Annotated in this window: 27 protein-coding genes and 1 tRNA gene; 13 read left to right on the top strand and 15 right to left on the bottom strand. The window is 54.2% G+C overall.

Going from position 1 to position 26,210, the window contains the following annotated elements; genetic code table 11:
* Positions 1 to 17: 17 nt before the first annotated feature.
* The gene (folB, locus tag ACOXYR_RS01695) at positions 18 to 386 is read right to left on the bottom strand and encodes a bifunctional dihydroneopterin aldolase/7,8-dihydroneopterin epimerase (RefSeq protein ID WP_108475077.1); all 369 of its coding nucleotides are present in this window, start codon (positions 384 to 386) and stop codon (positions 18 to 20) included.
* Between the two features lie 107 nt (positions 387 to 493).
* Between folB and plsY the strand changes: the two genes are divergently transcribed.
* Positions 494 to 1,108, top strand: coding sequence for a glycerol-3-phosphate 1-O-acyltransferase PlsY (plsY, locus tag ACOXYR_RS01690; RefSeq protein ID WP_108475076.1), 615 nt, complete (start codon positions 494 to 496; stop codon positions 1,106 to 1,108).
* Positions 1,109 to 1,261: 153 nt separating this feature from the next.
* Here plsY and tsaD read toward each other — a convergent pair whose 3' ends face one another.
* On the bottom strand, positions 1,262 to 2,275 hold the full coding sequence (gene tsaD, locus ACOXYR_RS01685; RefSeq protein WP_421355390.1) for a tRNA (adenosine(37)-N6)-threonylcarbamoyltransferase complex transferase subunit TsaD: 1,014 nt from the start codon (positions 2,273 to 2,275) through the stop codon (positions 1,262 to 1,264).
* A 235-nt stretch (positions 2,276 to 2,510) separates the two neighbouring features.
* Between tsaD and rpsU the strand changes: the two genes are divergently transcribed.
* From rpsU to rpoD, 3 genes are all read left to right on the top strand, one after another.
* Positions 2,511 to 2,726, top strand: coding sequence for a 30S ribosomal protein S21 (gene rpsU / locus ACOXYR_RS01680; RefSeq protein ID WP_001144069.1), 216 nt, complete (start codon positions 2,511 to 2,513; stop codon positions 2,724 to 2,726).
* Positions 2,727 to 2,841: 115 nt separating this feature from the next.
* Positions 2,842 to 4,587: a DNA primase gene (gene dnaG, locus ACOXYR_RS01675; RefSeq protein WP_108475074.1), complete on the top strand. Its 1,746-nt coding sequence runs from the start codon at positions 2,842 to 2,844 to the stop codon at positions 4,585 to 4,587.
* 155 nt (positions 4,588 to 4,742) lie between these two features.
* On the top strand, positions 4,743 to 6,584 hold the full coding sequence (gene rpoD / locus ACOXYR_RS01670; protein WP_108475073.1) for an RNA polymerase sigma factor RpoD: 1,842 nt from the start codon (positions 4,743 to 4,745) through the stop codon (positions 6,582 to 6,584).
* Between the two features lie 157 nt (positions 6,585 to 6,741).
* Here the strand turns inward: rpoD and mug are convergent, their stop codons facing one another.
* Positions 6,742 to 7,248, bottom strand: a complete 507-nt coding sequence (gene mug, locus ACOXYR_RS01665) for a G/U mismatch-specific DNA glycosylase (protein WP_108475072.1) — start codon at positions 7,246 to 7,248, stop codon at positions 6,742 to 6,744.
* A gap of 125 nt (positions 7,249 to 7,373) precedes the next feature.
* On the opposite strand from mug, the gene ACOXYR_RS01660 reads away from it, so the two are divergent.
* The 3 genes from ACOXYR_RS01660 to ACOXYR_RS01650 all read left to right on the top strand — a co-directional run bounded on the left by ACOXYR_RS01660 (position 7,374) and on the right by ACOXYR_RS01650 (position 8,531).
* Positions 7,374 to 7,449, top strand: a tRNA-Ile gene (locus tag ACOXYR_RS01660).
* Between the two features lie 430 nt (positions 7,450 to 7,879).
* Positions 7,880 to 8,170: a toxin-antitoxin system TumE family protein gene (locus ACOXYR_RS01655; protein WP_113858955.1), complete on the top strand. Its 291-nt coding sequence runs from the start codon at positions 7,880 to 7,882 to the stop codon at positions 8,168 to 8,170.
* Between the two features lies 1 nt (position 8,171).
* Positions 8,172 to 8,531 (top strand): HVO_A0114 family putative DNA-binding protein, encoded by a 360-nt coding sequence (locus tag ACOXYR_RS01650; protein WP_407731628.1) that lies wholly within the window; start codon positions 8,172 to 8,174, stop codon positions 8,529 to 8,531.
* Between the two features lie 31 nt (positions 8,532 to 8,562).
* Here the strand turns inward: ACOXYR_RS01650 and yecR are convergent, their stop codons facing one another.
* From yecR to ACOXYR_RS01635, 3 genes are all read right to left on the bottom strand, one after another.
* Positions 8,563 to 8,898 carry a YecR family lipoprotein gene (gene yecR, locus ACOXYR_RS01645; protein ID WP_113858953.1) on the bottom strand — a complete coding sequence of 112 codons (336 nt, stop codon included), beginning with the start codon at positions 8,896 to 8,898 and terminating at the stop codon, positions 8,563 to 8,565.
* Between the two features lie 94 nt (positions 8,899 to 8,992).
* The gene (locus tag ACOXYR_RS01640; RefSeq protein ID WP_421355391.1) at positions 8,993 to 9,151 is read right to left on the bottom strand and encodes a hypothetical protein; all 159 of its coding nucleotides are present in this window, start codon (positions 9,149 to 9,151) and stop codon (positions 8,993 to 8,995) included.
* A 412-nt stretch (positions 9,152 to 9,563) separates the two neighbouring features.
* On the bottom strand, positions 9,564 to 9,863 hold the full coding sequence (locus tag ACOXYR_RS01635) for a DUF1889 family protein (RefSeq protein ID WP_108475064.1): 300 nt from the start codon (positions 9,861 to 9,863) through the stop codon (positions 9,564 to 9,566).
* Positions 9,864 to 10,307: 444 nt separating this feature from the next.
* Here ACOXYR_RS01635 and ACOXYR_RS01630 point away from each other — a divergent pair, with 444 nt between their 5' ends.
* From ACOXYR_RS01630 to ACOXYR_RS01615, 4 genes are all read left to right on the top strand, one after another.
* The gene (locus tag ACOXYR_RS01630) at positions 10,308 to 10,838 is read left to right on the top strand and encodes a Csu type fimbrial protein (RefSeq protein ID WP_113858952.1); all 531 of its coding nucleotides are present in this window, start codon (positions 10,308 to 10,310) and stop codon (positions 10,836 to 10,838) included.
* Between the two features lie 14 nt (positions 10,839 to 10,852).
* Positions 10,853 to 11,572: a fimbrial biogenesis chaperone gene (locus tag ACOXYR_RS01625; RefSeq protein ID WP_421355392.1), complete on the top strand. Its 720-nt coding sequence runs from the start codon at positions 10,853 to 10,855 to the stop codon at positions 11,570 to 11,572.
* Between the two features lie 103 nt (positions 11,573 to 11,675).
* On the top strand, positions 11,676 to 13,910 hold the full coding sequence (locus tag ACOXYR_RS01620; protein ID WP_421355393.1) for a fimbria/pilus outer membrane usher protein: 2,235 nt from the start codon (positions 11,676 to 11,678) through the stop codon (positions 13,908 to 13,910).
* A 16-nt stretch (positions 13,911 to 13,926) separates the two neighbouring features.
* Positions 13,927 to 14,907: a Csu type fimbrial protein gene (locus ACOXYR_RS01615; RefSeq protein ID WP_421355394.1), complete on the top strand. Its 981-nt coding sequence runs from the start codon at positions 13,927 to 13,929 to the stop codon at positions 14,905 to 14,907.
* On the opposite strand, the gene ACOXYR_RS01610 is transcribed toward ACOXYR_RS01615, so the two are convergent.
* The 8 genes from ACOXYR_RS01610 to ACOXYR_RS01575 form a co-directional block, all read right to left on the bottom strand.
* A complete protein-coding gene (locus ACOXYR_RS01610) occupies positions 14,904 to 15,407 on the bottom strand; it encodes a protein disulfide oxidoreductase (protein ID WP_421355395.1) in 504 nt (167 codons plus the stop codon). The two genes, ACOXYR_RS01615 and ACOXYR_RS01610, sit on opposite strands and share 4 nt — an antisense overlap.
* Positions 15,397 to 15,993 carry a DsbA family protein gene (locus ACOXYR_RS01605; protein WP_421355396.1) on the bottom strand — a complete coding sequence of 199 codons (597 nt, stop codon included), beginning with the start codon at positions 15,991 to 15,993 and terminating at the stop codon, positions 15,397 to 15,399. Before ACOXYR_RS01605 ends, ACOXYR_RS01610 begins: the two co-directional genes overlap by 11 nt.
* On the bottom strand, positions 15,993 to 18,005 hold the full coding sequence (locus tag ACOXYR_RS01600; RefSeq protein ID WP_421355397.1) for a protein-disulfide reductase DsbD family protein: 2,013 nt from the start codon (positions 18,003 to 18,005) through the stop codon (positions 15,993 to 15,995). The genes ACOXYR_RS01605 and ACOXYR_RS01600 overlap by 1 nt, the downstream gene beginning before the upstream one ends.
* A gap of 49 nt (positions 18,006 to 18,054) precedes the next feature.
* Positions 18,055 to 18,405, bottom strand: a complete 351-nt coding sequence (locus tag ACOXYR_RS01595) for a copper resistance protein (RefSeq protein ID WP_149464053.1) — start codon at positions 18,403 to 18,405, stop codon at positions 18,055 to 18,057.
* Between the two features lie 116 nt (positions 18,406 to 18,521).
* Complete coding sequence (locus ACOXYR_RS01590) at positions 18,522 to 19,334, bottom strand: MetQ/NlpA family ABC transporter substrate-binding protein (protein WP_421355398.1); 813 nt, start codon at positions 19,332 to 19,334, stop codon at positions 18,522 to 18,524.
* 23 nt (positions 19,335 to 19,357) lie between these two features.
* A complete protein-coding gene (locus ACOXYR_RS01585; protein WP_108475053.1) occupies positions 19,358 to 20,026 on the bottom strand; it encodes a methionine ABC transporter permease in 669 nt (222 codons plus the stop codon).
* Positions 20,019 to 21,041 (bottom strand): methionine ABC transporter ATP-binding protein, encoded by a 1,023-nt coding sequence (locus ACOXYR_RS01580; protein WP_421355399.1) that lies wholly within the window; start codon positions 21,039 to 21,041, stop codon positions 20,019 to 20,021. The genes ACOXYR_RS01585 and ACOXYR_RS01580 overlap by 8 nt, the downstream gene beginning before the upstream one ends.
* A 207-nt stretch (positions 21,042 to 21,248) precedes the next feature.
* Positions 21,249 to 22,013: a siderophore-interacting protein gene (locus ACOXYR_RS01575; protein ID WP_421355400.1), complete on the bottom strand. Its 765-nt coding sequence runs from the start codon at positions 22,011 to 22,013 to the stop codon at positions 21,249 to 21,251.
* 249 nt (positions 22,014 to 22,262) lie between these two features.
* Between ACOXYR_RS01575 and ACOXYR_RS01570 the strand changes: the two genes are divergently transcribed.
* The gene (locus tag ACOXYR_RS01570) at positions 22,263 to 22,844 is read left to right on the top strand and encodes a PadR family transcriptional regulator (protein WP_421355443.1); all 582 of its coding nucleotides are present in this window, start codon (positions 22,263 to 22,265) and stop codon (positions 22,842 to 22,844) included.
* Here ACOXYR_RS01570 and ACOXYR_RS01565 read toward each other — a convergent pair.
* Entirely contained in the window at positions 22,841 to 24,361 is a 1,521-nt protein-coding gene (locus ACOXYR_RS01565; protein WP_113858941.1) for a methyl-accepting chemotaxis protein, read from the bottom strand. The two genes, ACOXYR_RS01570 and ACOXYR_RS01565, sit on opposite strands and share 4 nt — an antisense overlap.
* 345 nt (positions 24,362 to 24,706) lie before the next feature.
* Here ACOXYR_RS01565 and ygjG point away from each other — a divergent pair, with 345 nt between their 5' ends.
* Positions 24,707 to 26,095, top strand: coding sequence for a putrescine aminotransferase (gene ygjG, locus ACOXYR_RS01560; RefSeq protein WP_199538649.1), 1,389 nt, complete (start codon positions 24,707 to 24,709; stop codon positions 26,093 to 26,095).
* The last annotated feature ends 115 nt before the right edge of the window (positions 26,096 to 26,210 follow it).

The following is a 26,210-nucleotide window of genomic DNA, read 5'->3' as shown; positions in this document are numbered from 1 at the left end:
TTTAATCCATTGTGAATTTAAATAGTTTGTTTCAGATTTTGGCCACGCTCGATAATCACACCCACGTTCGCCGCTCTGGCGACCGCGCCTGGTTTGCTGACTTTAATGCGCACCCAAGGGGAGTTAAAGCGCGTCATAAGCAACTCTGCTACTTCTTCCGCTACGCGCTCAACCAGCGCAAAGCGGCTCCCTTCAACATGCGCAATCACCGCATCGCTAATATCGGCATAGCTCAGGCAATACTTAACATCATCGCTGGATGCCGCCCGACGATTGTCCCATCCCATTTCGATATCGAACACCAGTTTCTGCTCGATGGTCTGTTCCCAGTCGTAAACACCGATAGTGGTGATTACCGAAAGTTGCTCTATAAATACAATATCCATCACGACCTGCCTGCTTTTTGGCTGAACCGGATACCACTTCCGGCGAATTATGCGTATTATCCACAGATGCAGAGAATACTTCGACATTTTCACAACGGAACAGCGTTATGAGTGCAATCGCGCCTGGAATGATCCTCCTCGCCTACCTTTGCGGCTCAATTTCCAGCGCCATTCTGGTCTGCCGCATCGCGGGTTTACCCGATCCTCGCGAGAGTGGTTCGGGGAATCCCGGGGCGACCAACGTTTTACGAATTGGCGGCAAGGGAGCAGCCGTAGCAGTTCTGATTTTCGACATCCTGAAAGGGATGTTGCCGGTCTGGGGCGCGTATGCCCTCGGGCTCACGCCGTTTTGGCTTGGGCTGGTGGCTATCGCTGCCTGTCTGGGACACATCTGGCCGGTTTTCTTTGGCTTTCACGGTGGGAAAGGCGTGGCCACCGCGTTTGGTGCTATCGCGCCGATTGGCCTCGATCTCACTGGCGTGATGGCCGGCACCTGGCTTTTGACCATCCTGCTGAGCGGTTATTCGTCGCTGGGCGCCATCGTCAGCGCACTGGTTGCGCCGTTTTATGTCTGGTGGTTTAAACCGCAATACACTTTCCCGGTATCAATGCTGTCGTGCCTGATCTTACTGCGTCATCATGACAATATTCAGCGTCTGTGGCGACGTCAGGAAACAAAAATCTGGGCGCGGTTTAAGAAGAAGAAAGAAGAGAAAAAATAAAAGCGTGCCGAATGACACGCTTTGAGACTGATGACAATCGCAACATTGCCTGATGCGCTTCGCTTATCAGGCCTACGACGCTCCTGCAATATATTGAATTTTCAATTTCTTGTAGGCCGGATAAGGCGTCTACGCCGCATCCGGCATCGTCCCTCACGCTGCCGGTAATTCCGCCAGCGGCCAACGCGGACGCACGGTTACGCCAAGATCTGCATTCACGCCTGCTTTGAAGCGCACCATGCCTGCATAGGCAATCATCGCCCCGTTATCGGTGCAGAATTCCGGGCGCGCGTAGAACACTTCGCCACGACGTTTCTGCATCATCTCCGCCAGCTTCGCCCGCAGCGTGCGGTTAGCGCTTACGCCACCTGCCATCACCAAACGCTTGAAGCCGGTTTGTTCCAGCGCGCGTTTGCACTTGATCATCAACGTATCGACCACCGCATCTTCAAAAGCACGGGCAATATCGGCACGGGTTTGATCGTCGTTGTCATTATTGCGAATGGTGTTCGCCGCGAAGGTTTTCAGCCCGGAGAAGCTAAAGTCCAGCCCCGGACGGTCAGTCATCGGACGCGGGAAGACAAAGCGCCCTTCCGTACCCTGGGAGGCCATTTTCGACAGCATCGGGCCGCCTGGGTAATCGAGCCCCAGCAGCTTAGCGGTTTTATCAAAGGCTTCACCGGCCGCATCATCAATGGATTCGCCCAGCAGTTCATACTCGCCGATGCCAGTCACGCTGATAAGTTGCGTATGCCCACCTGAGACCAGCAGCGCCACAAACGGGTATTCCGGCGGGTTATCTTCCAGCATCGGCGCCAGCAGGTGACCTTCCATATGGTGTACCGGGATCGCCGGAACATTCCAGGCAAACGCCAGCGAACGCCCGACCGTTGCGCCAACCAGCAGCGCGCCAACTAAACCCGGCCCGGCGGTATAGGCGACAGCATCAATATCTTTTGCCGTCAGATTCGCTTCTTTCAGTGCGGCCTGAATCAGCGGCACCGTTTTACGCACGTGATCGCGCGAGGCCAGTTCAGGCACCACGCCGCCGTAATCAGCATGTAATTTCACCTGACTATACAATTGGTTGGCTAACAGACCTCTTACATCGTCATAAATTGCGATGCCGGTTTCATCGCAGGATGTTTCAATTCCCAGTACACGCATGGCTAGATTTACCTCGTTTCAATACCGCGCAGTGTAGGTTTTCTGCCCCAGCTTGTAAAACATTGTTCGCCCCAGGAACCTGCTTCGTGTATACTCCTCACCCTTAAAAAGTCCCTTTCAAAAACGCGTCGGTGCTTTACAAAGCAGCAGCAATTGCAGTAAAATTCCGCACCATTTTGAAATAAGCTGGCGTTGATGCCAGCGGCAAACCGAATTTATTAAAGGTGAGAGTTACATGCCGGTAATTAAAGTACGTGAAAACGAGCCGTTCGACGTAGCACTGCGTCGCTTCAAGCGTTCCTGCGAAAAAGCGGGTGTTCTGGCGGAAGTTCGTCGTCGTGAGTTCTATGAAAAACCGACTACCGAACGTAAGCGCGCTAAAGCTTCTGCTGTGAAACGTCACGCGAAGAAACTGGCTCGCGAAAACGCACGCCGTACTCGTCTGTACTAATCTCTTGAGAGCACACGCTCTCAATTGTCAGACCGAGTAGTAGTTGCAAGGCCGTGCTTCCGGAAGGAAAGCGCGGCTTGTTTTCGTTTAAGCATCATTAAAAACTACGGGGCTTATGGCTGGACGAATTCCGCGCGTATTCATTAATGATCTGCTGGCACGCACCGACATCATCGATTTGATCGATGCGCGAGTGAAGCTGAAAAAGCAGGGCAAGAACTATCATGCGTGCTGTCCTTTCCATAACGAGAAAACCCCCTCTTTCACCGTCAACGGTGAAAAACAGTTTTACCACTGCTTCGGCTGTGGCGCGCACGGCAACGCCATCGACTTTTTGATGAACTACGACAAGCTCGAGTTCGTGGAAACCGTCGAAGAACTGGCCGCCATGCACAACCTTGAAGTGCCGTATGAAGCAGGCAACGGGCCGAGTCAGATAGAGCGCCATCAACGGCAGAGTCTCTATCAACTGATGGACGGTCTGAACGCGTTTTATCAGCAATCCCTGATGAATCCTGCCGCTGACCCCGCGCGCCAGTATCTGGAAAAGCGTGGCCTCAGCAGCGAAGTGATTTCTCGTTTCGCGATTGGTTATGCGCCTCCGGGTTGGGACAACGTCCTGAAACGCTTTGGCGGCAATAGTGAAAATCGCCAGGCGCTTATTGACGCCGGTATGCTGGTAACCAACGAGCAGGGGCGTAGCTACGACCGCTTTCGCGAGCGCGTCATGTTCCCTATTCGAGATAAACGTGGCCGGGTCATTGGTTTTGGTGGACGCGTGCTGGGCGATGCCCTGCCGAAATACCTCAACTCCCCGGAAACCGATATTTTCCATAAGGGCCGTCAGCTGTATGGCCTTTATGAAGCGCAACAGACAGAAGCTGAACCCCAACGTTTACTGGTGGTCGAAGGCTATATGGATGTGGTCGCTCTGGCGCAGTACGACATTAACTATGCCGTCGCCTCGCTTGGCACCTCAACCACCGCCGACCATATTCAGCTACTGTTCCGGGTGACCAATAACGTCATCTGTTGCTATGACGGTGACCGTGCCGGTCGCGATGCCGCATGGCGCGCGCTTGAAACGGCGCTGCCGTATATGACCGACGGGCGTCAGTTACGCTTTATGTTTCTGCCCGACGGCGAAGACCCGGATACGCTGGTGCGTAAAGAGGGTAAAGCAGCATTTGAAGCGCGGATGGAGCAGGCACAGCCGCTCTCCACGTTTCTGTTTAACAGTCTGATGCCGCAGGTCGATTTGAGCACCCCGGACGGGCGCGCGCAGTTAAGTACGCTGGCGCTGCCGCTCATCGGCCAGGTGCCGGGCGAAACCTTACGCATCTATTTGCGTCAGGAGCTGGGAAATAAACTGGGGATTCTCGATGATGCCCAGCTTGAACGTTTAATGCCGAAACAGGCAGAAAACGGCGTGGTTCGCCCCGCGCCACAGCTAAAACGCACGACCATGCGTATACTGATAGGGTTACTGGTGCAAAACCCCGATCTCGCGCCGTTGGTTCCACCGTTGAATGGTCTGGATCCAAAAAAACTGCCGGGACTTGGCTTATTTGCAGAACTGGTCAACACTTGTTTGTCACAGCCTGGACTGACCACTGGTCAACTTCTGGAACAATATCGTGGCACAAATGAAGCCGCGACCCTTGAAAAACTGTCGATGTGGGACGATATAGCAGATAAGGATATCGCAGAAAAAACGTTCACCGACTCACTCAACCATATGTTTGACTCATTGCTGGTTCTGCGACAAGAAGAGTTGATTGCTCGCGATCGCACACACGGGCTCAGCAGTGAGGAACGCCGGGAACTCTGGACGCTAAACCAGGAACTGGCCAAAAAATAGAATTGAACGGCTTAAGTGCCGAATATCACTCGGGAAGCCCCCGAAAGCCGCGTGAAGGGCAGCGGCAAAATATAAATTAGTCCTCGTTACACTCTGTTGGCGGCTTGTTTCGCCGACCGACACCAATCTCATGAAATAAGTGTGGATACCGTCTTATGGAGCAAAACCCGCAGTCACAGCTGAAGCTTCTTGTCCAACGTGGTAAGGAGCAAGGCTATCTGACCTATGCCGAGGTCAATGACCATCTGCCGGAAGATATCGTCGACTCCGATCAGATCGAAGACATCATCCAAATGATCAACGACATGGGCATTCAGGTGATGGAAGAAGCACCGGATGCCGATGACCTGTTGCTCGCTGAAACATCGAACAACACCGATGAAGATGCGGAAGAAGCCGCCGCACAGGTGCTTTCGAGCGTGGAATCTGAAATCGGGCGCACCACTGACCCGGTTCGTATGTACATGCGTGAAATGGGTACCGTTGAACTGTTGACCCGCGAAGGCGAAATTGACATCGCTAAACGTATTGAAGACGGGATCAACCAGGTTCAGTGTTCCGTCGCGGAATACCCGGAAGCCATCACCTATCTGCTTGAACAGTACGATCGTGTTGAAGCGGAAGAAGCGCGTCTGTCCGATCTCATCACCGGGTTCGTCGATCCGAACGCTGAAGAAGATTTAGCACCGACCGCGACTCACGTTGGTTCTGAACTCTCTCAGGAAGAGATGGATGACGACGATGAAGATGAAGAGGACGACGACGACAGCAGCGATGATGACAACAGCATCGACCCTGAACTGGCACGTGAGAAATTCGCTGAACTGCGCACGCAGTATGAAGTGACTCGCGACACCATCAAGGCGAAAGGCCGTAGTCATGCCGCCGCGCAGGAAGAGATCCTGAAGCTGTCCGAAGTCTTCAAACAGTTCCGCCTGGTGCCAAAACAGTTCGACTACCTGGTGAACAGCATGCGCGTCATGATGGACCGTGTGCGTACCCAGGAACGTATCATCATGAAGATGTGCGTTGAACAGTGCAAAATGCCGAAGAAAAACTTCATCACCCTGTTCACCGGCAACGAAACCAGCGAAACCTGGTTCAACGCCGCCATTGCGATGAACAAGCCGTGGTCTGAGAAGCTGCTCGACATTAAAGAAGACGTTCAGCGCAGCCTGATGAAGCTGCAACAAATTGAAGAAGAAACCGGCCTGACCATCGAGCAGGTTAAAGATATCAACCGTCGTATGTCCATCGGTGAAGCGAAAGCCCGCCGTGCGAAGAAAGAAATGGTTGAAGCGAACTTACGTCTGGTTATTTCTATCGCTAAGAAATACACCAACCGTGGCTTGCAGTTCCTCGACCTGATTCAGGAAGGTAACATCGGCCTGATGAAAGCGGTTGATAAGTTCGAATATCGTCGTGGTTACAAGTTCTCCACCTATGCAACCTGGTGGATCCGTCAGGCGATCACCCGTTCTATCGCGGATCAGGCGCGCACCATCCGTATTCCGGTGCATATGATTGAGACCATCAACAAGCTCAACCGTATTTCTCGCCAGATGCTGCAAGAGATGGGCCGCGAGCCGACGCCAGAAGAGCTGGCTGAGCGCATGCTGATGCCGGAAGACAAAATCCGTAAAGTGCTGAAAATTGCTAAAGAGCCTATCTCCATGGAAACGCCGATCGGCGACGATGAAGATTCGCATCTGGGTGATTTCATCGAGGATACCACCCTCGAACTGCCGCTGGATTCTGCGACGACCGAAAGTCTGCGTGCGGCAACGCACGACGTTCTGGCTGGCCTGACCGCGCGTGAAGCGAAAGTGCTGCGTATGCGTTTCGGTATCGACATGAACACTGACCACACGCTGGAAGAAGTGGGTAAACAATTCGACGTTACCCGTGAACGTATCCGTCAGATCGAAGCGAAGGCGCTGCGTAAACTGCGTCACCCGAGCCGTTCTGAAGTCCTGCGTAGCTTCCTGGACGATTAATCCCGGTCTGTGAAACGTAAAAAGCTCCCTACGGGGAGCTTTTTTTATGGGGGTTTTATACCCTCACCCTAACCCTGAGGGAGAGGGGATCGATTGTGCATAATGGTTGGGATTTTCTCCCTCTCCCTTCGGGAGAGGGCCGGGGTGAGGGCATCCATCAAAGCCCCCGCAACACCAGCGCCTGATCCAGTTCCCGGTACGCCTCAACCAGCTTATCCGTCGTAATTCGGTTTAACCCGCTCGGATTCGGCAGCACCCACACCTGCGTCACGCCAATCGACATCGACTGCTTGCCCCACGGCACACCTCGCTGGCTGAATCCTTGTTCAAATGCCTGTTTCCCCAGCACCGCCAGCGCCGCAGGTTGATAGTCCTCGATTTTGCTAATCAGCGCCCGCCCGCCGTCATGCAACTCCTGGCGCTTCACTTCCGTGGCCTGTACCGTCGGGCGATCAACCAGTTTGGTGACACCGCAGCGAAAATCGAGCAGATGCTCGGCTTCCTCTGGCTTCAATTGCCTGTCAGTAAACCCGGCCAGATGCAGCACTTTCCAGAAGCGGTTAGCCGGATGCGCGAAGGGAAAACCGAGTGAAGAGGAAGACAAACCCGGATTAATGCCGCAAAACACCACCCGCAGCCCTGGAGCGATAATATCTTTAACCATGCTGTTCTCTGATAAATGGTTCATGTGACCATTATAACGAATTGAAAATACGTTGTTTATAAAAACAGCAGACGTACCTTAACAACTGGATTGTAAACCGCAGTTACTTTATAATTCCCCGCCACGGCCCCTTAGCTCAGTGGTTAGAGCAGGCGACTCATAATCGCTTGGTCGTTGGTTCAAACCCAACAGGGGCCACCAAACATATCAAGGGCTTGCGAGAAATCGCAGGCCCTTTCGCTTTTACCGGGGATATGCCGGGGATATTTCCAGCACTACCACATCCTCCCTATGTTTCTGAGTATCCAATAGCGGTTATCCGTCTCTGTTGTGGTTTTATCGGCATACCCGCCTGATATCGCTTGATCCATTGATTCGCCTCGTTTTCGGAAAAATGTCAACCCCGCGCATGCATCCTGTTGAATAGTCGTTCGCGCATTTCCAAATAAAGCGGCTGAATGAACGCTCTGAAGTCCTGGCTCTTGAGTTCGTCTACAAACTCGATAAACCGTCTGTAAACTCATCATCCCCCGACTTTTTCCTCATCCGTCATATAAACCTCTGTTTGTTGTAATCATTGACAACGCCCTTTTTTGTTGTCATTATTTACAACACGCAAGGAGGGCGAAAAATGCCAGCGACACTGTTTAAGAAGTTCACCAGGTATTTGAGCGAAAACGAATACATTCAAATACTGATATGGGAAGTCGATCCGGCTGTGCTGGGTAGCAGCCACGGTTATAAATACAGTATGGCCTACGTTGTTTCCGGGGTGTGCGTTATGCGGTACGACAACGAACGCGGCAAAGGGGATCACAAGCACATAGGTGACCGGGAAATTTCCACCAGCTTTATGAGCATTGAGCAACTGTTAGCAGATTTTCTGGCAGACGTTGAAACTATTCGAGATGATCGGGGGTAACATGAAAACCGTTACGATTAAAATTGAAAATATGCAGGATTTCGCGGCGGACGTTATGTCCGCCATGAATGCCATCGCAACTGGCGAACGCGGCACGGGCGAGGGCGTGATCTCGTTCCCTTCATGGGCTGTGATGCATAAAGTTTTAGCACCCAACAGAATGGGGATCTTGCAGGCTATGGCTGGGTGCGGTGAATTGACGATCCGCGAGATTGCGACGCTTGTCGGGCGTGACGTAAAAGGCGTTCACACGGACATTACCACGCTGATTAATGGCGGGCTACTGGAGCGCGGCGAGCGCGGCACGCTGTTCCCATATGATGCGATTCATTTTGATTTTACCATCAGCGCTGCAGCATAAAAAAAGCCGGTCTAGTGACCGGCTCGTCTCTTTAGTTCTGCGAAGCCTTACCGCCGGTACACTGATACTCCACGTATATATCAGCCTGCCGACAACCCGCCGGGCTCGGGTCTGTGCACTGTGAGGACTGCCCGCCGAACGCCTCTGCGCCCTCATATCCCCAAACCTTACATTTTTGGATGGCGAGCGACTGAGCTTGCATCATATCAACGCTGGCTTTTTCAAACATCCCGTAGGTATCACCGACGTGGTATCCCATCCTTATTGTTCCGTCGGCTTTGCTTCCGCCCATGGGGATTAATTGCTTATGGACCGTACACCCTGAAAGAATAAAAACGCACAACAAACAAAATGACATTCTTTTCATTATGAACCCCCTTAAAAATGAGGGTTCCATCATACTGTTACGCGCGCAAAAGCGTTCGTAACCATATAACAGCATTTACTTTTTAGGATTCTGTTTACCCAAACTTTTCGGCAAGCGGATTTAGTAGCGCAAAAAACGCACACCGTTTGTCGTCGTCACTCATGACGCCCAGCAGCGCATCGAGCCGCCCGGCACTCTCAACAAACCCGGCAAGTTCCAGAATCGCCCGCTCAACTTTCTGCGCTGGCTCCATCAGTGCGTCGGCGTTAGTTGGAATTACGGCCCGTAACGATAACCTCGCCGATTCTGCTCGCGCGCCTGGTCAACGATCAGAGTGGGGAATTTCCATTGCATCACGCGTAATCGCAATCCGACAAAACAGTGTCAGCAAATTCCAGCCGTTTGACCGGATTTGGCTCGATAGCCGCAACAGCAGAATTATTAAATTTAAACAATTCCAGGAATTTTGGGGTGTCAGGGTGGTTTATTGGTCAATAGCCTAAGCGTTAACTGCTTGTATTTACTTATTAATGCCTGGTGTTATGCTATCTCTCCTCATAATCGCTTGGTCGTTGGTTCAAACCCAACAGGGGCCACCAGATACAGCAAGGGCTTACGTGAAAACGTAAGCCCTTCGTTTTTGCAGCATACCTCACCACGTTAACTCACACTAACGCGCTCAGTTGTTCCTGCATATAGGAAGAAAAATACTCGGGGTTTTTAATCACAACACGCTCGTCAGAGGCGATTTTTTCAGCCCATCCGACGACTTTTTTAGTGAACTCGGGATTCCATCCCTCTGAAGTCCCTCGCGCAGTAATTTCTTCTGCACTCACCTGTACACCGATTTCTTTCAGATACTTAAAGATACCCTTCGCTGTGCTTTCATCCATAGAGTGCGGTACCGCAACGGTTGTATCCATAGCGTTGATGAAATCCAGGGCTTTAGCGATGACTGTTGGCATGTTCTCGTCCTTAAATTAACCACGTGATTAACAAGACTATAAGACCTCAAACGGCTCACGATATCAAAGGGATTCTTACACCTTTCATACGAAACCTCGTACGGGTCACTTCTTCGGGCGTCCATGTCCTCAGCCTCCCTCATCGGGAGTGTAGCGGCAAATCGCTTTTTTGCCATTTCAGGCAACAGGGAGAAGCTGTTAAAAAATATAATATATCCTATATTTCATCTTATTTATTCCATTCACCAAAAACATCCACAAGATTATTCCTATAAAATCACCATGAAAATAAAATATATCCTTAAAGAAATTCAATACGCACAAATCTTTATTTTAAAATTGGCACAAAACATTTCCGTACCCTACTGTTTACTTAAGCCCAATTGAGACAATTCCCCTTCCACTCTTTTGAAAAGAATAAGATAACCTGTAGAGGATAAGAATATGAAACCATCAACCCTGCTGCGCTTCATTCTTCCTTGCTTCGCATTTTCTGTTATTCCAGCAGCCAATGCCGCGACGGCGACAGCCACCTTTCAGGTTCTTATTACTATTCTCAAATCATGCAGTGTTACCGCGGGAGCATCCTCCAACATTAACCTGGGTTCAGTAAATGCCAATGCCACCAATACCAGCGGTAACAGCACTATTTCGGTGAACTGTTCGAAAACAACGCCTTACTTTATCGGCCTTGCCCCCTCTACGGCGAATGGCGGTGGTACGGGCGGTGCAGGGGCGATGTCATCTGTTGCCAACGCCGCGACCAATACCGATAAAGTGCCGTATCAGCTTAACCAAACCTCCGCGACTGGCCCGGTGTGGGGGAACACCGCGACCACGACCACGGTGGGTAATGGCGTGGCAGGCACCGGTACAGGCGTTGCACAAACCTACACAGTCTATGCGACCGCTGCGAGCGCAAACTTCACACCTGATAGCTATGCAGACACGGTAACTGTTAACGTTAACTATTGATAAAACGGAATTTTATGAGAATAAAAACCTTTTTAAGGCAGGCTGTTTGGCTCTGCCTGACAGGATTGATCGCTTCACAAAATGTCGCTCTGGCCAGCGGTTTGCAGGTTTCTCCTGTCTCCTTGACCCTTCAGGATAAAAATGCTGACGGCATCTGGCTGAGTAACGAAGGCACCAATACCATTAACGCGCAGGTGCGCGTCTTTCACTGGAGCCAGCGCGATTTTAAAGACAACCTGACCGCCTCGCGCGATCTGGTCATCAGCCCGCCGATGCTCACGCTGCAACCCGGGCAGCGCCAGTTGATTCGCGTCATTCGCCTGGGTAATCCAACTAACAGTGTCGAGGAGTCTTACCGGTTATCTGTTAATGAATTACCATCAGCCACGCCGCAGTCCAATAAATTACAATTCGTTTTACATTATTCACTCCCCGTTTTTATTCAACCGAAGAACAGTGACACGCCGCAAGCGAAATTAACATGGGGAGTAAAACGTGTCGGAAATGATAATTTCCTTGAGGTCAGTAACAACGGAAATAGTCATGCACAACTCTCCGCCGTAACGTATATCAATCAACAGGGCGGCAGAAGAGAAATTACGCCGGGGCTACTGGGGTATGTTCTTCCAGGCTCGACTATGCGATGGATATTAACGCCAAAAGCCGCAAATATTGCACCTGGCGGAAAACTCGAAGTCATGATCAATGGCCAAAAAGCGGTGCAAAATCTGTAAAAGACTTTCCCGTCTGGCAAACGTCATTTTGCTTAGCGCAACATGTGTATCGGGTGCCGCGGTCGCGAACAATACCAACACTGGCCCATCACGGGATACTCCGATGAATGATAACACGCAGCATGAAGGTATCGACCTCTACCTTGATGTGACGGTTAACGGAAACCCCAAAGGGCTGGTGCATTTCCGTTTCATCAATGAAAAGCTCTACGCCAGCCCCGCCTCGCGGCACCAGATTGGCATCCCGGCAGGCGAGACGCGCGCGCTCAATGACATTCCACAGCTTAATGTCGATTACGACGTTCAGCAGCAGACGCTCACGCTCACCGCCCCGCTTAGCGCGCTGGATCTCGGCACTACCGAAGTGGGTAGAGAGAACGTGGAACAGCCGCAAGCCAGCATCTCGCACGGGCTGCTGCTCAACTACGATCTCTACGCCGCGCAGGATGATGAAACGCGGCTTAATACATGGAGCGAGCTGCGCGCTTTTAACGCCGCCGGGGTTCTCAGCTCGACTCAATTAAGTCAAAACACCACCGAAAGCACGCCGGGTTATCAAAGCAACGGATTCACGCGTCTTGATACCAGTTGGCGCTCTTCCTTCCCGGATAAAATGCTGTATGTCTCGTTGGGCGACACGCTCACCAGCGCTCTGTCATGGTCGCGTTCCACGCGTATTGCCGGCCTGCAAATCGGCACCGATTTCAGCCTGCAACCCTATCAGCCCACCACCCCGCTGCCCGCATTTTTTGGTTCCGCGACACTTCCGTCGAGTGTGGAACTGTATGTAAACGGGGTAAGAAATTACAACGGCAACGTCCCCGCCGGAAATTTTGAGATTAACACCCTGCCCAATATCAACGGCGCGGGGAACGCCCAGGTGACAATGACCGATGCGCTGGGGCGCACAACTGTGCAAAATTTTTCGTTTTATAACGATCAGTCGTTGCTGCGAAAGGGGTTAACGGAATGGTCAGCCGAACTGGGCGTGGTGCGGGAAAACTACGGTTACACTTCGTTTGATTACGCCAGCAAACCCGCGCTTAGCGCCACTTGGCGTCACGGCATCAGCAACACCTTCACCACCGCCGCCCATGGCGAAGCCAGCGACAGTCTGATTAACGGCGGCATCAGTAACGACTGGGTGCCAGGCCCGCGCAGCGGCACGATTTCAGCCGCCCTCGCCTTCAGCGGCGATGAAGGGAAAAACGGCGCGCTGTACAGCCTCGGCTATCGCTGGTCGAACGATATTTTCAGCTTCAATACCTCAACGACCGTCACCAGCGGCGACTATCGCGATATCGCCACTGCTTACGGCCAGGCGCCGCCAGAGCTGAACAGCAATACGGTGGTGGGCTATAACGCCCAGGCACTCGGCAATTTCAGCGTCGGCTATTTACAGTTTCGCTATCCGCACGACAGCAATCTGCGCTACGTGAATGCCAACTGGTCAAAAGCGCTGACGGAGAAAGCCTGGCTTAACCTCGGGCTGAACCAGAATCTTGACGATCACCAGGACAGCAGCGTCTACCTGATGCTCACGGTTTCACTGGAGAACAACCGCACCGTCAGCGGTACCGTTCAGCGCACTAACGATGAGACGGGTTACATGATGAATGCCAGCCAGATGCTGCCGTCTGAAGGTGGCTGGGGCTGGAATATCGCCGCCAATCGCCAGGCGTCAGAAACCAGCGGCCAGGGCGAAGTCGGCTATCAGGGGCGATACGGGAAGGTCTATACCGGCTTTAACCGTGTTCCCGATAACCACTACGCTTACGCGGGCGCGACCGGTTCGCTGGTAATGATGGGCGGCGGTCTGTTTGCCGCGCGGGAAATCAATAATGGCTTTGCGGTGGTGTCGACGCAGGGCGTGCCGGACGTGCCGGTGATGCTGGAGAATAACGTGGTTGGCACCAGCGACGACGACGGCTTACTGCTGGTGACACAGCTCAATAGCTATCAAAACAATCAGATAAGCATCGACACGCTGAATCTTCCGGCCAACACGCGCGTCGATCGGGTTAACGCCGCCGCGGTTCCCGCCGATCGTTCCGGCACGCTGGTGGAGTTTGGTATTACCACCACGCAACCCGCGTTGATTGTCTTAGTGGATGCGCAGGGCCGCGCGTTGCCGGAAGGCAGCCAGGCCACACTCAACCCAGGGCAACAGAGTACAGATACGGTAATGATCGGTTTTGATGGGATGGCCTATTTCGATATGGTCTCTTCGCATAACACGCTGGAGGTTGCTCTGCCGGGCGGCAAATGCGCGGTGCAGTTCGATTACCCGCGTCAGGCCAAAGGCATCCCGCAAATTGGCCCATTGGTCTGTCGCTAACTACAGGAGTCGTGATGTGCGGTTAATTCATCTGGTATTACTGCTGGGATTATTGCTCTGCCCGCTGGCCAGCAAAGCCGTCGTGTGCTCAATGTCCGGCGTGCAAAACATCAGTTTTGGGAACGTCAATCCGTTAAGCAGCGCGGATACCAATACCAGCATGACCTTCAACTACAGTTGTACTAAGGAGCTTGGCGATTTACTGGCCGGCGTCACCATCTGCTTTAACATCGGCGCGTCAGCGAACAGCGGGCAGGTGATACCGCGCAGAATGGCTTACGCGGGGCCACCTGCCGGGACACTCGATTATCAGCTTTATTCGAACGCGTCGTACACTACGGTCTGGGGCAGCCAATATCAAAGCGGAACCACCGTTCCGGCGATCCAGCTTAATTTGTTAAACCTGACGCCGGTGACGGGAAGCTTAACGGTGTATGCCAAAGTGCCCGCCCGACAAACCAGCGTCGTGCCGGGAAGTTATCAGGATACCTACACGGCGGCGACCGCCAGTATGACAATAAACATCGGCCTGGCTGCGCCCCCCGCAAACTGCGGTTCCACGCAGGGGGCAACCTTTCCCTTTACCGTCTCGGCTACCGTAACCAAATTTTGCAACGTCACCACGGCGAGCAATATTAATTTTGGCAATGCGGCCTTCACCGATACTAACCTCAGCGCCAGCAACAGCATTGGCGTGGCCTGCACCAGCAACACGCCCTATACCATCGGGCTGGTACCGTCCAACAACAGCACGACCGGCAGCGGGGTGATGAAAACCAATACCGGCAATGCCAGCAACAGCGATCAGGTGCCGTATCAGCTTCGTTCCACCGCCGGAACCAGCGGTACGCCGTGGGGAAATACCACCGGCAGCAATACGGTTGCCGGAACGGGGAACGGGCAAACCATCACCTACAATGCGTATGCCACGGTGCCGAGCGCGAATTACACGCCCGACACCTACGCCGATACGGTCACCATCAACGTGACCTACTAAAGCCCGCCCCACCACAACCGGGCGCGCATGCCCCAGTAGCTGCTCCAGCCGGTGGTCACATTTACCACCTGCCCCTGAGAGATCACCACCAGCGTGGGCGTCACGCTCACCCGCCAGCGTGCGGAAAGCTCGCCGCGCGGGTCGTTTACCACCGGCAGGGTCAGATGCTTTTTCGCCATCCACTGCGCCAGTTGGTTGTCGTCTCCGGAGCGCAGGGCCACGCTCAGAACGTTCTGACCTTCCTGCGAAAGTTGTGCCACCGCAGGCGTGGTGTAGCGGCATACGCCACACCAGCTCGCCCATACGTAGAGTAGCAACGGCTTTTTCTGGCTCAGCTCTGCCAGCGAATGGGTTTCGCCGTCCAGCGTCTGTAAGGTTATCCCGGAAACATTCTCCGGGAGTTCAGGCTTACGCAGTTGATCCATCCCCCACATCAGCGCCATCGCCAGGAGTAGCAGAACGACCAAATCCTTCAGCCAGCGGCGTAATTTATTGCGCATTGGCTTTCGCCAGCTGTTCTTTCACCAGCGCCTCCAGATCGTCATAGTCGATGGCGCCCGCCACCATTTGATCGCCAACGATCGTCGCGGGCGTTCCCTGAATGCCCAGCACCTGCGACAGGATCAGATTCAGCTTCACGCTATCCGTGCTTTGCGCATCCGCCTTGATATCCGCCGTCTGGGTTTTCTGCTGCGCACTCAGGATCGAGGCGTCATCGTGATTACCTTTTTTCGCCATCAACCGCTGATGCAGCGCCCAGAATTTTTCCGGCTGCTGACGCCAGGTGGTTAACGCCACGCGCGCGGAAGTCATCGAACTTTCGCCGCGAAACGGCAGCAGTTTGACGACCAGTTGCACCTGCGGGTAATCCTGCACAATTTTCTCCAGCATCGGGTCAAACTGTTTGCAGTAAGGGCAGTTGTAATCGGTAAAGTTGACGATCACCAGCGCCGGTTTTTCCGCACCCTGGCGCGGGCTTGTCGGATCGTTGAAAATCATCTCGGTGAGCTGCGATTGTGTGTCCGCTTCTTGTGCCTGGCTAAAGGTGGCCACACACAGCAGTAATATCAGAGTAAATACGCGCATTAGTTTTTTCCTTTGGCGTTGGACAACGCATTCAGTACCGCATCGCGGCTGAGCAGCGGCGGCAGGATCTCGCCCTGCGGCGTTGCGGGGCCATAAATTTGATTAAACGGGATAGCCGCGCTTTGGCGGCGCTGGAGAAACTGGCTGATGACGGTGGACGGGCGGCTCCAGTCACCGCGCAGGGCGACAACATCTGGCGCTGTGAGCGCCTGCTGAATGTCATCGCTTAGCAGCACATTGTATTTATTGGCTTTACAGGTGACGCACCAGTCGGCGGTCACATCAACAAACACGCGCTTGCCGTCAGCCAGCGCCGTCTGAATCGCCTGCTCGCTCAGCGGCTGCCAGTCAATTCGGTCACGCAGCGGGGAAGTGGATTGCGGCAGCCAGAAAAGCGTCGCCGCAGTCAGTAGCATCAGCCCCGCCGCGCACAGCGCCACACGCCCGCGATAGCGCCAGGCCAGTGCAGCGCATAGCAACAGTGCCAGCACGCCGCCAATTCCCCAGGTGATGGCAGCCCCAACATGCACGTTCAGTAGCGTCAGCAGCCAGAGCGCGGAGCCCAGCATCATCACGCCCAGCACGATACGCACCAGATTCATCCAGCGGCCCGGCTTTGGCAGGCGCAGCGCTAGCCCCGGCCATGCCGCGACCAGCAGCCACGGCAGGCTCATGCCAATCCCCATCGCAAGGAAAATGCCCCACAGTTTCGGCAGCGGCGCAACCAGCGCCACCGACACCGCCGTGCCGAGGAACGGCGCCGTACAGGGCGTTGCCAGCAGCGTGGCAAATGCGCCCTGCCAGAAATGCCCCACCAGCCCGTGACCGCCGCGCGTGGCGAGAAAGGTTGTGGCATTGGAAGAGAGGCGAATCTCAAATAGCCCCAGCAGGCTGGCGCTGAACAGCACCATTACCAGCACCATCGTCGCAATAAACCACGGATTCTGGAACTGTATGCCCCAGCCCAGCGCCTGATTGCTCAGACGGAGTACCGTCATCATCAATGCCAGCGCCAAAAATGACGCCACTATCCCCGCCACTGAGGCCAGAAACTGCCGCCGCACCACGCCACGCTGCGTGCTATCACCCTGTAATACCGAGCCAAGTTTCATCGCGAGAACCGGTAATACGCAGGGCATAATATTGAGAATCAGCCCACCGAGCAGCGCCATCGACAGCACCAGCCACAGCGACACGCCGTCAGATGGTAGCCCACTCGCTCGGCCTATGACCCGCGTGCTCTCCTGCGCGAGGCCGTTATCCACCAGCACCAGCGACACCGTTTTGCCCTGTAAATCCGGTGCGCTATCGCCCCATTCGTCCGTCACCGGCACGGTGGCGATGAGCGTGTCGCCTTTCACCCGGAAGGTGGGTTTGGCAAAACTGACGCCGTCCAGCGTATCGAGAAACAGCGCGGGCGATTGCCAGCCGCTCTCACGCGTGGCGGTAACGATCATTTTTCCCGGCGCATAATCCGCCTGCAACGTGGTGGCCAGCCCATCTTCGCGTGGCAGTGTGCCCATCGCGCGAGTGAAGTCGTAATCGATGTTTTTATCCGCCGGAGCGTGCAGGTCGAGCGAGAACGGATAGTCCGTCAGAATACAGACGTTGCTACAGGTAGAGAGCGTCAGCACACCGCTCAGCGTCGACGTTTTGACATCATGCAGCGTGATGGGGAAGCTAACGTTATCGTGATAGCCCTGCGTCGTAATACCTGCGACATCAAAGCGTTGCGGCACCGGCCAGCGCCAGGTCACCGACGGCGCATCATCCCAGACGATAGTGGGCGCAATCCCACCCTCGCCTGGCGAGCGCCAGTAGGTTTTCCACCCCTTCTCCAGTTGAACATCAAGAAGCAGGCGCGTCTCGCCGCCCGGAAGAGTTTGCGTGCGCAGCCGCACGCTGGCGTGATCGTTATCGGCGGCGCGCAGCCAGCCGCTGTCCGCCGCCCAGCTTGCGGGCAGCCACAGACAAACCAGGCAGAGCAGAAGCTGCCTGAAAAAAGTAAGCATTGGTTTTCTCCGTAAGTAGTTAATTAACCTGAATAACGCAGGCTAAAACTCACTCACGGAAGACGCACAATCGTAGATGCACCCGCAATCGGGGCGAAGAGATAACACGGGGAGGCCAGACGCGCGTGAAGAAGACGGGCAGCGCCGCCAGTACCGCCAGCAGCAGTGCAACGGCAAACAACGCGCCTTCAAACAGTACAGGTGGCGACGCCAGCAGCGATTTCGCGCTCAGTTCACACGGCGTGACGGGCGCATCGCCATCCGATGAGACGGTCTGGCTTACGGAGGCAACGTTCATCGTCAGGGCGTGCAGGCTCGCCATGCGCTGCGCGGTGCAAACCAGCACCACCAGACATGCAAGGGCTACCAGTAATATCGCCTTTCGCTGCCGATGAATCATCATTACCTCGTATAAATACGGGCTTAATCTTAACGGGCGAAAATGGTTTGGCAATCTTATTGCTGTAAAGAAGTGTCGGAGAGGGAGAAACGCCCGGCGTAAACCGGGCGGAAGGATCAGTGATTAACCGGGATCACCGCGCCTTTGTATTTGGTGCGGATCCACTCCTGAATCTCTTTCGAGTGCAGCACGTTCACCAGCGCCACGATATCTTTTTTCTTCTCGTCGCCGCGATGTACGGTGATGATGTTGGCATACGGGTTATTTTCGCCACTCTCTACCGCAATCGGGTCATGCACCGGGTCGAGGCCCGCATCAATCGCGTAGTTGGCGTTAATCACCACCGCAGCGCCTTCGTCGTTGTTGTACATCTGCGGCAGCAGAGACGCTTCTACGTTCGGCAGGAACTGCAGCTTTTTCGGGTTCTCCACGATATCGCTGATACGCGCGGTCACTTTATCAATCCCCGGCTTCAGCTTAATCACACCCTCTTTTTCAAAGATAGTCAGAATACGCCCCTCTTCGGAAACCGCGTCACGCATGATGATTTTGCCGCCTTCCGGCAGGTCTTTCAGCGTTTTGTATTTTTTGGAGTAAATACCAATTGGCTCGATGTGGATCGCCCCGGCACTGACAAAATCATAATCTTTATCGCCCGCATGATCTTTCAGCACGCTATTCAGATACGGGATGTGCTGGAAGTAGTTAGCGTCAATGTCGCGGCCCGCCAGTGCGGTGTTCGGCAGGATGTAGTCCTGGAACGGTTTGATCTCAAGGTCAATGCCCTGCTTCGCCAGAATCGGTTTCGCCTGTTCCAGAATTTCCGCGTGCGGCGTGTTGGACGCGCCCACGGTCAGGGTGTCAGCCCAGGAAGCAAAGCTCAGGGCGCTCAGGGTGGCAGTGGCGAGAAGCGTGAGTGTCTTTTTCATGATGATGGTTCCTGTGTGTGTTATTAGCGTTTATCTAACAGAGAAGTCAGTACGTCGCCGCAGAACTGGATGATGAAAACGATGATTAAAATTGTCACCGTCGCGACCAGCGTGACGTCATTGTGGTTGCGCTGGAATCCTTCCAGATAAGCCAGATTCCCTAAACCACCTGCGCCGATCACCCCCGCCATTGCGCTGTAACTCACCAGTGCAATCAGCGTGACGGTAATACCGGAAACCAGCGCCGGGGAAGATTCGGGCAGCAGGACGCGGAAAATCAGCGTCGACAAACGTGCGCCCATAGAACGGGTTGCCTCAATCACCCCTTTGTCGACTTCACGCAGGGCAATCTCCACCAGTCGCGCATAGAACGGGGCCGCACCAACAATCAGTGCCGGCAGCGCCGCGTTCGCGCCAAGAATGGTGCCGACGATCGTTTTGGTAAACGGGATCAGCAACACAATCAAAATAATGAACGGGATGGAACGGAAGACATTCACCACCACCGAAATCACGCTGTACAGCGGGCGGTTATAAAAGAGCCCGCCTTTAGCGGTTAAAAACAGCGCCAGCCCGAGCGCAATGCCGAGAACAAACGTCGCCACGCCGGAAAGCGCGGTCATGTAGAGCGTCTCCTGGGTGGCGGCCCACAGGGCATCCCATTTCAGATGCGGTAAGAATTGCTCAGCCATGTTTTACTACCTCGCTGTCGATGCCGGTTTCCTGCAAATCTGCGAGGATGCTTTTCAGTTGTTCAGGGTTCGCCACCACGTGCAGCCAGAGCTGACCAAACGCGCCGTGCGTGGTCTGCGTCATCTTGCCGTGCAGAATGTTGAACGGCAGGCCATAGCGCAGCGTTAGTTCGCCCACCACCGGGCGATGCGTGGTCTGCCCGGTGAAGGTCAGTTTGATAATGCTGCCGGTCAGGTCGTCGGTCAGTGCGGGGTTAAACGCCTCTTCTTCGACGTACTGGCTCACCTGGCGTACAAACTGCTGAGTAATCGGTTTTTGCGGATGAGTAAAGACCTCCAGCACATCGCCCTCTTCCACCACCTTGCCCTCTTCCATCACCGCTACGCGGTCGCAGATTTTGCGCACCACGTGCATTTCATGGGTGATGAGCACAATGGTTAAACGGAAGCGGCGGTTGATATCCAGCAGCAGGTCGAGAATTTGATCGGTGGTTTGCGGGTCGAGCGCTGAGGTGGCCTCATCACACAGCAGCACGTCCGGGTTATTGGCCAGCGCGCGGGCGATACCCACACGTTGCTTCTGCCCGCCGCTTAACTGTGAAGGATAGGCATTTTCACGCCCCTTCAGGCCCACCAGCTCAACCAGTTCCGCCACGCGAGCGCGAATTTTGGCTTTCGGCACACCGGCAATCTGCATCGAAAAGGCGATATTTTCGCTGACCGTGCGCGACCAGAGCAGGTTAAAGTGCTGGAATACCATGCTGATTTTCAGGCGTGCCTGACGCAATGTTTCGCCTTTCGCGGCGGAGATATCCTGCCCATTCACCATCACGCTGCCCGTAGACGGTTTTTCCAGCCCATTGAGCAGGCGAATCAGCGTGCTTTTTCCCGCGCCGCTGTAGCCGATAATGCCGTAGATCTGCCCCTGCTCGATGCTCAGGTTGACGTTATCGACTGCCGTTATCGTCCCTTTTCCAGGGTTAAAAATCTTTGAAATATTCCTGAGTACTATCATTCGTCTGCCAAATAGCGGTTTAGAAGTATGGACGTCCAGACGATATCGGGAATGAGTGACAGATAGCAAACAACAAAAAGGAATGTGTTATTACGGGGAGTTATAAGTAAGTCACCGCGCCGGGTGGGGCAATAAGCTTATTTTTTGCAAAGCTTTGCCGTTTTTTGTAGGTCGGGTAAGCGAAGCGCCACCCGACAAAAAGCGCACTTACTTCTTATGCCAGTACGCCTGAGTTCGCACCAACTGTTGATCAATCGCGTTGGTTTCAAAACGGCCAACCAGCGATTTCGCCACCGCGCCTTCCCCGGTCACCCAGATAAAATAGTCTTCTGTTGGAACGTCCAGCGTCGCCAGCTTATCGGCCACTGCCTGCTCGCGATGACCAATCACCCAGTCGATATCGAACTCACTGAATTCCGCCAGATAGTCCTGATACGCCTCATCCGCGATAGTCACAATCGCTTTTACCTGTGGACGCGTCGGCAGCGAGCGCAGGCTTTCCAGGCGGCGGCGCAGTGCGGGCATCCCGGACTCATCACAGACGTAAAGCTGCCAGGCGTAATCCTCCGGCACCACCAGCGAACCGCGCGGCCCGCCAATCGTCAGCGTGTCACCCACGCGGGCATTCATTGCCCATGAACTTGCCACGCCGCCATCATGAATAAAGAAGTCATAGGCCAGTTCGTGGCGCTCCGCGTTGTAGAGCGGTGTGTAATCACGCGACTGCGGACGGACACCTTCCGGCCAGACGATCCCTTCGTCGGTCATGGTCGGCGGAGCGATACGTTCGCCTGCCTGAGGAAAAAACAGTTTAGTGTGATCGTCAAAGCCGCGTGAGGAGAAGCCTTCCAGCGACTCGCCGCCCAGCACGATCCGCTGGAAACCTGCGCCAATGCGCTCCACACGTAACACGGTCAATTCGCGAAAACGCAGCTCATTACGCACGCGCTGGGGGTATTTTTTTTCTTTCATAGTGGTGTTATCAGTCGCCTTCGTGAAAAACAGATATATCTAAACTTGATGCAAATGATAATGATTGCCAGTTAGACAGAAAGCAAGTCTTTTTTAAGATATAGTTATCCTTTCGCACAAAAAAACCTTCAAACCCAAATTAATTATTTATATTTCATGAAGATGAAAGTTAACCGCATCCCCACCTTGCTAAAGATATACATTTAGATATAAGTTAGATATATCGAAAACAAGATAAGGTTAAAAATGTTGAGACACTTTTCAGAGTTTGGCCGCGGTGGACGCGGTGGTCGTGAATGCCATGGTGAGCGCGAATGTCGTGGTGAAGGTCGTCACGGCGGTGGAGGCGGTTTTGGCGGCGGGCGTCGTCAACGTTTCTTCGGCCACGGCGAGCTGCGCCTGGTGGTGTTGGATATTCTTTCCCGCAACGCCAGTCACGGTTATGAACTGATCAAAGAGATCGAAAACATGACCCAGGGCAGCTACAGCCCAAGTCCTGGTGTGATCTACCCGACGCTCGATCTGTTGCAGGATCAGGGGCTGATCACCATCCAGGAAGAAGACGGTGGACGCAAAAAAATCGCCATCACCGGGGAAGGCAGCAACATGCTGGCGGAAAACAAAGAGGTGCTGGAGCAGGTTCAGCTAAAACTTAAAGCCCGGATGGTCGGCCACGAACTGCGCAAAGATCCGCAAATGAAGCGCGCGCTGGAAAACTTTAAGGCCGTACTGAACCTGAAAGTGAACCAAAGCGAACTCAGCGACGCGCAGCTAAAACAGATTGTGGGCGTGATCGACCGCGCGGCGCTGGAGATTTCGCAGCTCGATTAATGCAGAACCGTCACGGCGTCCTGCAGCCGGCTGGCGCGATGTTTTACCATCGCCGATACATTCGCGCTTTCCGCGACCAGCCCGGCATTTTTCTGCGTAATGGCATCCAGTTCCGCTACCGCGCGGGTTATATCTGACAGCCCGTTGGCCTGTTCTGAGGTCGACTGGCTGATCTGCGCGATCAACTGCGTCACATTCTGCACCTGCGCCAGAATATCGTTCATCACCCGCCCCGCCGCATGAACCTGATCGGCACCGGAATGCACTTTGCTGGCGCTGGCTTCAATCAACTTACGAATATCGTTCGCCGCCGTAGCGCTGCGGCTCGCCAACTGCCGTACTTCCCCTGCCACCACGGCAAAACCTTTCCCCTGATCGCCCGCTCGCGCGGCTTCGACCGCAGCGTTGAGCGCCAGGATATTGGTCTGGAAGGCGATATCATTAATCAGCGTGGTGATGGAGCCAATGCGCTGCGTGCTGTCGGCAATTTCATCCATCGTTCTGACGACGCCCTGCATCGCCTGCCCGCCCTGCTCGGCCGCGCCACTGGCGGCAATTGAGAGTTTATCGGCTGCCGCCGCCGTTTGCGAATTGCTTTGCACCGAGGCGTTCATCTCATTCATTGTCGCCACCGTCTGCTGAACATTGACCACCGTTTGGCGGGTGCGTTCGTTAAGGACATCATTGCCTCTGGCTAAGGTATCGCTTCCCTGACTGACACTGGAGACCTGGCTTGCGACATCATTTTTCAGCCAACGACAGATAAGCCCCAGTTGCCCGACAGATCGCAGAATCAGCCCCAGCTCATCGCTACGCTTGAGATGCTGCACGCTGTTACGCCCCCCCGTCGCCACGCTTAATGCCTGACGTGCGACATTCTCTATCGGACGCACGATCTGTGCTTCCAAAACTACCGTGGCGAAGACAGTCAGCAATGCCGTAGCCAATAATGGTATCCACGATGTATGCGTCGCCAACAACATTCCTGCCAGCAGGATAAAAACACACGTCATAATAGACCGCACGCGCCAACGCAGCGGCATCGCGGGCAGCTTGCCCCACCAGCGTTTACTCACCACCATTCCTTTGTGCAGGCGTTTGTGGCTTCGCCCCTCTTTAAGCGCCCGATAAAGCGGCTCCGTGACCGCGATTTCTTCCGGTGTCGCCTGGGTACGAATTGACATATAGCCGGTCACTTTGCCTTGTCGCACCATTGGGATGGCGTTCGCGCGCACCCAATAATGGTCACCATTTTTACGCCGGTTTTTAACGATAGCGCTCCAGGGCTCGCCCTGCTTCAGGGTGTACCACATATCGGCAAACGCCGCTTTTGGCATATCCGGATGGCGCACCAGATTATGCGGCTGACCGCTAATTTCTTCGAGGCTGTAACCACTCACCTGAATGAACGCATCGTTCACGTGGGTGACGTAGCTGTTAAGGTCGGAGGTCGACATTAAGGTCGTGTGTTCATCCAGCGGGTATTCACGCTGACTAACCCAGGTTTGTGAAGACATGCAGGTATCCTTGCCGGTAATAAGGCTTATTGTGTAAAGGGTATGTCGGCGGTGAATACATTAGCTTTATTCGTTAATCTCGATTCAGCTCGCATTTTTAGAGGATATATTCTCTGATGCGTCAAAATGGCGCACGATCCGCCCCGTTTTCGCGCAATTCGCCCCATTCTGGCGAGAGGGTATTTCCCCTTCTCCTGCGGCCATGCGGCTGCTGGACGATTAAATATTGTGCAACTGCATTTCTCCCTGGTGTTTATCCCGATTTTCAGCGCCCGCTTCGAAGTGGCGCATTCCCTGCAATACTTAATTCAGTATCGTGTGATACGTGAGCCCCGGGAGCATATTTTGAACAGGTTACCTTCCAGCGCATCGGCTTTGGCCTGTAGCGCACACGCCCTGAATCTCATTGAAAAGCGCACGCTTGATCATGAGGAGATGAAAGCACTTAACCAGGAGGTCAGAGAATACTTTAAAGAGCACGTGAATCCGGGGTTTCTGGAGTATCGAAAATCTGTAACTGCTGGCGGGGATTACGGAGCCGTAGAGTGGCAAGCGGGGAGTCTGAATACGCTTGTCGACACCCAGGGACAGGAGTTTATTGATTGCCTGGGTGGCTTTGGCATTTTCAACGTGGGGCACCGTAATCCAGTTGTGGTTTCCGCCGTACAGAATCAGCTCGTCAAACAACCGCTACATAGCCAGGAACTGCTCGACCCGCTTCGGGCGATGCTGGCAAAAACGCTGGCCGCGCTGGCTCCGGGGAAACTGAAGTACAGTTTCTTCAGCAACAGTGGCACCGAATCCGTGGAAGCGGCGCTTAAGCTTGCCAAAGCGTACCAGTCGCCACGCGGTAAATTCACCTTCATCGCCACCAGCGGCGCGTTTCATGGCAAATCACTCGGCGCACTCTCGGCCACGGCGAAATCCACGTTCCGTAAACCATTTATGCCGCTGCTGCCAGGCTTCCGTCATGTGCCGTTTGGCAACATTGACGCTATGCGTCTGGCGCTCTCTGAATGCCAGAAAACTGGCGATGACGTGGCGGCGGTGATCCTGGAACCTATCCAGGGTGAAGGCGGTGTGATCCTGCCACCGCCGGGTTATCTGCCGGCGGTACGCAAGCTGTGCGATGAGTTTGGTGCGTTATTGATCTTCGATGAAGTGCAAACCGGGATGGGCCGCACGGGCAAAATGTTTGCCTGCGAGCACGAAAACGTGCAGCCGGACATTCTGTGCCTGGCGAAAGCGCTCGGCGGCGGCGTGATGCCAATCGGCGCGACCATCGCCACCGAAGAGGTCTTTTCGGTGCTGTTCGATAATCCGTTCCTGCACACCACCACCTTTGGCGGTAACCCGCTGGCCTGTGCGGCGGCGCTGGCGACCATCAACGTGCTGTTGACGGAAAACCTCCCGGCACAGGCAGAGCAGAAAGGTGACATGCTGCTGGACGGCTTCCGCAGCCTGGCGCGTGAATACCCGGACGTGGTGCGGGAAGCGCGCGGCAAAGGAATGCTGATGGCCATAGAATTTGTTGATAACGAAATTGGCTACAGCTTCGCGAGCGAAATGTTCCGCCAGCGTGTGCTGGTTGCCGGAACGCTCAACAATGCCAAAACTATCCGCATTGAGCCACCACTGACGCTGACTATCGAGCAATGCGAACTGGTGCTGAAGGCGGCGCGTAAGGCACTGGCGTCGCTGCGTGTTGAAAAACAGGTCACGACCGAACACTAAATCGCACGCCCCCATGTCACTCATGGGGGCGTTCTTTGAATCCCATCACAATCCCCACATTCCCCTTTTCCCTTTTTGACGCCGACGGCTAAATTAAACTCATCCGACCACATAA

The sequence above is a fragment of the Pseudocitrobacter faecalis genome (assembly GCF_965231525.1).
GTDB classification, from domain to species: domain Bacteria; phylum Pseudomonadota; class Gammaproteobacteria; order Enterobacterales; family Enterobacteriaceae; genus Pseudocitrobacter; species Pseudocitrobacter faecalis.
The sequence above is the reverse complement of the archived record's forward strand: the minus strand, read 5'-3'. Positions and strand labels throughout refer to the sequence as shown.